This window comes from Gordonibacter sp. (assembly GCF_036667095.1).
Lineage (GTDB): Bacteria > Actinomycetota > Coriobacteriia > Coriobacteriales > Eggerthellaceae > Gordonibacter.
Genome location: NZ_JAVWUP010000132.1, coordinates 1 through 7,020, shown reverse-complemented (window position 1 = coordinate 7,020; position 7,020 = coordinate 1). Strand labels below are relative to the sequence as shown.

At 58.5% G+C, this 7,020-nt stretch carries 6 protein-coding genes; 5 read left to right on the top strand and 1 reads right to left on the bottom strand.

The window, feature by feature from the left end; genetic code table 11:
• A partial coding sequence (locus RR842_RS10550) for a LuxR C-terminal-related transcriptional regulator (protein WP_332729710.1) occupies window positions 1–1,554 on the bottom strand: 1,554 nt, incomplete at its 3' end.
• A gap of 262 nt (window positions 1,555–1,816) precedes the next feature.
• On the opposite strand from RR842_RS10550, the gene RR842_RS10545 reads away from it, so the two are divergent.
• The 5 genes from RR842_RS10545 to RR842_RS10525 form a co-directional block, all read left to right on the top strand.
• Window positions 1,817–4,231: a DMSO/selenate family reductase complex A subunit gene (locus RR842_RS10545; RefSeq protein ID WP_332724988.1), complete on the top strand. Its 2,415-nt coding sequence runs from the start codon at window positions 1,817–1,819 to the stop codon at window positions 4,229–4,231.
• 53 nt (window positions 4,232–4,284) lie between these two features.
• A complete protein-coding gene (locus RR842_RS10540; RefSeq protein ID WP_332565813.1) occupies window positions 4,285–4,905 on the top strand; it encodes a DMSO/selenate family reductase complex B subunit in 621 nt (206 codons plus the stop codon).
• A 103-nt stretch (window positions 4,906–5,008) separates the two neighbouring features.
• Window positions 5,009–5,638, top strand: coding sequence for a DMSO/selenate family reductase complex B subunit (locus tag RR842_RS10535; RefSeq protein WP_332729709.1), 630 nt, complete (start codon window positions 5,009–5,011; stop codon window positions 5,636–5,638).
• A gap of 11 nt (window positions 5,639–5,649) precedes the next feature.
• On the top strand, window positions 5,650–6,321 hold the full coding sequence (gene dmsD / locus RR842_RS10530) for a Tat proofreading chaperone DmsD (RefSeq protein ID WP_332514225.1): 672 nt from the start codon (window positions 5,650–5,652) through the stop codon (window positions 6,319–6,321).
• A gap of 211 nt (window positions 6,322–6,532) precedes the next feature.
• Window positions 6,533–7,020: DmsC/YnfH family molybdoenzyme membrane anchor subunit (locus RR842_RS10525; RefSeq protein ID WP_332729707.1), on the top strand; the 488-nt coding region annotated here is incomplete at its 3' end.

The window sequence follows — 7,020 nt, the reverse complement described above, 5'->3', positions numbered from 1 at the left end:
CTCCTGTTTTTTGTGCACGTTCAATTTGGCATAGATGCGCTTCGAGTGCATGCGCACCGTATTCTCAGAGATAACCAGTTCTTCGGCGATGCGCACGACGGTCTTGCCGCGCACGATATGCTCCATGACTTCGGCTTCTCGAGCGCTCAGGCGATATTCTTGGCGGATGGCGGCAACCTGCTTTGAAACGCGGTCGTGATAGAAGGGCTCTTCATTGGCCTTGGTGCTTTGGGCTGGGTGCAGCATGCGTGCGGATTCGTTCCTCGGGCCGGATTTCACGCGGGTCGCGTCGCTTGTTCCTCCTGGTATGGCGCTGCCTGCCGGGGCAAGCGACACGAGCTCGACATCAGGCACGAGAGGTGCGCTGTTGCGCACGGCATTCTGGAACCCTCCTTGTCCGAAAAAGTACATGAAGCCGAGGATGTACCCTGCGCCAATCGCGACGATAGCGTATGAAGTGAGACCTGGAACGGCTACTTGGCCGGCAATCGTTCCGCCGATAAATCCTGCATCATGGAGAATGTAGACGATGCCGCCGAAGAAACCGTAGACGAACACGGGGTTCGTTCCGTGGTCGCGCGACGACTGGGCGCATTGGATCATCATGAGCATAATGGCAACGCTGTACGCCGCGTACAAGATTGCCGCCAGCCATTGGGCGTAGGCGTTTCCAAGGAACGGCAGTAAGACGAAGCCGGTGATGATTACCGGAAACACGACGCGAAACAGCGACACGACATTGAGCCGCACGCTTTTGAATTGCCACAGCACCAGAAAGACGACGGCGGTGACCAGCGAGGCACCCATGGAAAGCACGTTCACGAGCGCCCCTATCGAGGGATCATCGATGGCCAACGCTCGGATGAGCCCTGCGCACAATCCCAGCGATCCGACGCACAGGGCTGGTCTTGCCAGGTTGGATATCGCCCGTCGGTAGACACCCTTGTTCTTTTTGGGTATATCCTCGAACATGGGCTGATTGAAGTCGATCTCGCGACTTTTCAGGGATATCGCTAAGGCGAAGAAGGGCGTGATTACCAAGGGGATCAGATACACCGTAATCGCATGCGGAACAAGATGTAGGGCGAAGTAAAGCAGCGATGCGTAGGCGGTTCCCAGAATAAGGTTGTGATTGCCGGCATCAGAGTCAAGGCTTGCGAACAGGCGCTGCCACAGCATATAGAACCCTGCCGACCCGATGCCGATAAACCCGCCTCCGGCGATAACGAGCGGTAGTACCCACTGGTCGAAGTACATAGAGCCAATGAGGCAAAACCAGCCGAGCAGGTACGGAATGGCCGAAAGCCGCACGATGAACAGCCGTGTTGGGCCGGGAAATCGGTAGGCTCCCGCGACGCTCAGAAAAAAGCACCCGGCGAAAACGAGCGACTGGACGAGGAAGAACCAAAGCAGTATCGGCGGCTCCTGGAGCTTCATCGGCAGAAAAGGGAAGAAGCCACCCCAAGCGCCGGTCGCGTTCACGGCAAGGAACGACGCATAGCCGAACAAGGTGGTGTTCGGCTTGAATGCGCGCAGTATGGTCGCTGCGTTCACGGACCCTCCCCTTTGGTCGGCGCTCGCGGTATTGTTTTTCGGATTCAACAAGAACCAGTATAGTGGTGCGAGGGCTGGGGCGTATGCTGGAATTTCTGGCAGTCTTTCAAGATGATAAGGTTTTGACCAGCTAAAATGAAAAATGTACATGTTTTATGTAACACGCTCTTCCGTTCATCAGCCTACAATGCGCCCTGTTTACCCGACATCTCGCAGGTGTCGGCAGTGGTTCGAAGGCGGACAGGATAAGCAAGGAGGGAACATGACGGAAACGAAGGAACATGCTGTTTCTCGCCGTACGTTCGTGAAGGGGTCGGCGCTCGCGGGCTTGGGCGCTGCAACGTTGGGGAGCGGTGCCTTGTTCGGCTGCGCGCCTCAGGCGACAGGAGAGGTGGACAAAGGCAAGGCTGTCGAAGAGAAGGTGGCCTGGGGGCATTGCTCTGTCAACTGCGAAGGTCGCTGCGCGCTTCGGCTGCATGTATCGGACGACGAGGTCACGTGGGTAGAAAGCGACAACACGGGCAACGACGAGTATGGCGATCACCAGATTCGCGCTTGCCTGCGCGGGCGCTCAATCCGCCGCTGGATCAACCACCCCGACCGTTTGAGCTACCCCATGAAGCGGGTTGGAAAGCGCGGGGAAGGCAAGTTTGAGCAGATTTCCTGGGACGAGGCTTATGATCTCATCGCTGAAAACTATCAGCGCATCCTGGACCAGTACGGTCCCGAGGCCATTTGGAACCACTACGCTTCGGGCGTGAATGCCAGCAACATCGGGTCGTTCCTTTCCCGCTTCATCAATTTGAGCGGCGGATGCCTAGGTCGCTACGGCAGCTACAGCTCTGCCCAGATTTCTGCCGCGCTGCCGTACCTGTACGGCAAGCGCACGGCCAATTCGAACTCGGACATCGTGAATGCGAAGCTCGTGGTGATGTTCGGCGAGAACTCCGTCGAGACCAAGGCCGGCGGCGCCGGTCCTACCTACCACCTGGAGCAGGCGCTCGAGCAGGGCGGGGCGAAGGTTATCGTGATTGACCCGCGCTACAGCGATACGGTGGCCTCGCGTGCCGATCAGTGGATTCCCATCCGTCCCGGCACCGATGCGGCGCTGGTCGATGCAATCGCACACGTGCTTATCGAAGAGGACCTCGTCGACCATGAATTCTTGGCCACGTATTGCATCGGCTACGACGAGGATACGATGCCGGAGTCTGCAAAGGGCCAGGGCAAATCGTACAAGGCCTACATCGGGGGACAAGGCGCGGACGGCATCGAGAAGACACCCGCTTGGGCTCAGGCTATCACGGGCATTGCTGCCGACACGATCGTGCAGCTGGCACACGAAATAGGCACGGCGAAGCCGTGTGCAATCTACCAGGGTAAAGGGCCGCAGCGCCAGTCGAATGGCGAGCAGACGGCGCGTGCCATCTGTATGCTGCCGGTGCTGACGGGTAACGTGGGCATCAACGGGGGAAACACGGGCTCCGACTTGGACGGCTTCTATTTCTCGGCGTTCGAGGTTCCGACGGGCGACAATCCGGTCGGAACGAAGATCGCCACCTTCACCTGGACCGACGCTATCGATCACGGTACCGAGATGACAAAACTGGCTCATGGCGTGCGCGGCAAGGACAAGCTTGAGGTTCCCATCAAGATGATCTTCAACTTTGCCGGCAACACCATCACGAACCAGCACAGCGACATCAACCGTACTCACGCGATACTGCAAGACGACAGCAAGTGCGAGTTCATCGTGGTATGGGAAACGTTCATGACCGATTCCGCCAAGTATGCCGATGTGCTGCTGCCCGACCTCATGCCCGTGGAGCAGCCGAACTTCGTGTCGAACGACTACGCCGGCAACATGGGCTTCATCATTATGGGCGAGGCGGTTACGTCGCCCAAGTTCGAGCGTCGCACGCTGTACGCCGACCTGCGCGAGATTGCCAAGCGCATGGGCAAGGAAGAAGAATTTACCGAAGGGCGCGACGAAGAAGGCTGGCTCAAGTTCTGCTATGAGGAGGCTTGCAAGGAGGACTCCGACCTGCCGTTGTTCGACGAGATGAAGGAGATGGGCGTCTATCGCCGAAAAGATCCCGACGGACACCAGGTGGCTCTCAAGGACTTCCGTACCGATCCGGTTGCGAACCCGCTTAAGACCCCCTCGGGCAAGATCGAGATATACTCCGAGCAGTTGGCTGAGATCGCGGCAACCTGGGAATTGGCCGCGGGTGACATCATCGACCCGCTGCCGGTGTACGCCCCCGGTGCCGAAGGCTGGGATGACCCGCTGCATGCGCAGTACCCGTTGCAGATGCCGGGCTACCACTACAAGGCCCGCGCCCATTCGTCCTATGGCTGCATCGACGTGCTCAAACAGGCGAACCCGCAAGAGCTGTGGATCAGCCCCGTCGACGCAGAAGTGCGTGGCATTAAAGACGGAAGTACCGTGCAGGTGTTCAACGATCGCGGTATCGTCGAGATCGTGGCAAAGGTGACGCCGCGCATCATGCCGGGCGTGGTCTCGATGGGACAGGGCGCTTGGCACGATGCGGATATGGCGGGCGACAAGGTGGACAAGGGCGGCTGCATCAACACGCTGACTTCGCTGCGTCCGACGCCTTTGGCGAAAGCCAATCCGCAACACACCAATCTCGTTGAGGTCAAGAAGGCTTAGAGCCTGGCCGTGCGAGAAGCCCCGTTACCCTCGATCGAAAAGGAGTCCGACTCATGACTCAGTACGGTTTTCATTTCAACGGCCAGCGCTGCACGGGGTGCAAGACGTGCGTGCTGGCATGCAAGGACAACAAAGACCTGTCCGCCGACATGGCGTTCCGCAAAGTGTGCGAGTACGGCGGAGGGTCGTGGAGCCAGGCCGATGGGCTCTGGAACAACGATGTGTTCACCTACTACGTATCCGTTGCCTGCAACCACTGCGACAGCCCGCTGTGCATGGCAAAGTGCCCGCAGGGCGCCATCTCGAAAGATTCCAAGACCGGTATCGTGACATCCGATCCGGAGAAGTGCATCGGGTGCGGTACCTGCGTTATCACCTGCCCCTACGGTGCTCCCAAAGTAGATGAAGAAAAGAAGAAGAGCGTGAAATGCGACCTGTGCGCCGATCGCATTGCAGAGGGAAAGCAGCCCATCTGCGTTGAGTCCTGCCCCCTGCGTGCCTTGGATTGTGGCGAGATTGCTGATCTGCGTGCAAAGTACGGCGACGTCGCGGCTGTGGCGCCCTTGCCCGACTCTTCCGAAACCAGCCCGAACCTAGTTATCACCGAACCGGCGGGCGCGAAGCCGTTCGACGACACGTCGGGATCGGTGCTCAACGAGCGCGAGATCGCGTAAAACTTGGTTCGACTGAAGCGCGGATGCTGCCCGAAGCGTGCGGCATCCGCGCTGATGCGCTAGACTGCGTGGTGCTGATAGGTCGGGGCAATGAAGGAGCAAGGTGGAGCAGCACGGTTTTCATTTTGATACGAAGCGCTGCACGGGGTGCAAGACGTGCATGCTCTCGTGCAAAGACTACCATGACCTTGATCCCTCGGTATCGTTTCGCCAAGTATATGAATTCGCAGGTGGGGAGTGGGTGCAGGACCAGGACGGCCTATGGAGGCAGGATTGCTTCGCCTTCTACGTATCCTCGGCGTGCAACCACTGCTCCAGCCCCGCCTGTATGGAAGTATGTCCTACCGGCGCCATGCATAAAAACGAGCGGGGCTTGGTGTGCGTCGACGACCATCGCTGCATCGGCTGCGGCTACTGCGCGCTGTCGTGCCCGTACCATGCGCCAAGAGTGGACCGCTCTGTCGGCCACAGCGTGAAGTGCGACGGCTGTTCTGATCGGGTTGACCAGGGCCTTGCACCGATATGCGTAGAAGCCTGCCCCCTGCGTGCCCTAGACTTTGGGCTTATGGTAGATATGCGGAAACGTTACGGGGCTCTGGCCGATCTGCCTCCGCTGCCTGATTCCGGCCAGACGGCTCCGAACCTGACGATAACGCTTCCGATCTGCATGGAAAAAGACAAAGAAACCGTGCTCGCGCAAGGCTTCGTTCGCAATAAACGCGAGATCGTATAAAGGGGATCATCATGGATGAAGCAATCGAAGAGAACGAGGCGCTCGAAGCTGTCGCCTTCGTGGGAACCACGCTCGCACCGTTCTTCCTGCAAGATCCTCGTACGGGGGAGGCGGAAGGCTCCTTTGCGGCGATGGCGATGCTTGATGTCGAGGCGGCTGTCCTCGAATGGCCCTTCGCCGACAAGGGAGAAGTAGGCCGGGCGCTTTCCCTTATGGTGGACGGATTGGCCCCAAGCTGCGCCTTGGAAGAATGCTTCAAGGCCGATGATGCCTTGATGTGGGAATATCGTCGGCTGTTCGTGGGCCCGGCACCCAAGCCTGCCCCGCCTTGGGGATCGGTGTACACCGATCGGGAATGTGTCGTATTCGGTGCATCTACCTTGGAGCTGCGCTCTTGGATGCGCGCTCGGGGGGTCGAGCGTCGAAGCGACGAGCGTACGCCGGAGGATCATATCGGGCTGATGCTGGCGCTCATGGCGTTTCTAGCCTGCAATCAGCCACATGACCTGGACGAGTATCTGCGCTTTCACCTGCTTACGTGGGCACCGCATTTTCTCGACGAATTGGCCGATGCTGCCGATCATCCTTTCTATGAAGGGCTGGCGCGCTTGACGAAAACTACGCTCGAAGGCATACGTCAGAAGCGGAGCCTTGAGGTAATCTGCCCGCGATTCTATCGGTAGGCAAAGAATTGTTCTGCTTGGTCGGCGGGGTTAGTGGGTTTGCTGGCTATATTGAATGGCTCTCTTAGACTAAAGGTTGATTTGTTGCCGAGAAAAGTTTTACGACCTGGTGTGTCGCCTTGGTTTAATGCAGTCTTTTGAATTAAGTTATTGATCATGGATTCACGCAGTTGGGTAGAGGGCCTTGCTGCTGCGGGGGAAGGGGGGTGCGATGATGGGGTTCGAGACAGCTTTCAACGAGATAACGCTGGTGCTGTTCACCACCTTAGCTCCGTCGGGTGCCCTCGCGTATGGCCTGATGGCGTTTGTTGCCCTCCGAGCCAAAGGCGACGAGCGTCTGCGGGTGAGCAAAGCTCTTCTCATGCCCTTTTTGGTGTCCTTGGTGGGTTTGGTGGCCTCGGCGACCCATCTGGGCAATCCCGACAATGCGCTGTACGTGTTCACGCGCGTGGGGCAGAGCCCGCTTTCGAACGAGGTATGCGCAGCCGTGCTCTTCCTTGGCGCGTCAGGGTCGCATTGGCTCTATCAGCACGCAGAGCACGCCAAGCCAAGGGTGCTGAACATTCTTCTCGTACTGGCAATTGCGGCCTCGCTGGTATTTTTGGCCTCGATAGCGCTCGCCTACGCAAGCAGGACGGTGATCACGTGGAGTACGCCGTTCGTGCCGGTTGCCTTGTGTTTGAACGCGCTTGTGGGCGG

What these genes read in the sequence shown, in the direction of transcription:
- RR842_RS10540 (WP_332565813.1), top strand. Translation starts at nt 4,285, where the DNA reads ATGACTCAGTACGGTTTTCATTTCAACGGCCAGCGCTGCACGGGGTGC.
- dmsD (WP_332514225.1), top strand. Translation starts at nt 5,650, where the DNA reads ATGGATGAAGCAATCGAAGAGAACGAGGCGCTCGAAGCTGTCGCCTTC.
- RR842_RS10545 (WP_332724988.1), top strand. Translation starts at nt 1,817, where the DNA reads ATGACGGAAACGAAGGAACATGCTGTTTCTCGCCGTACGTTCGTGAAG.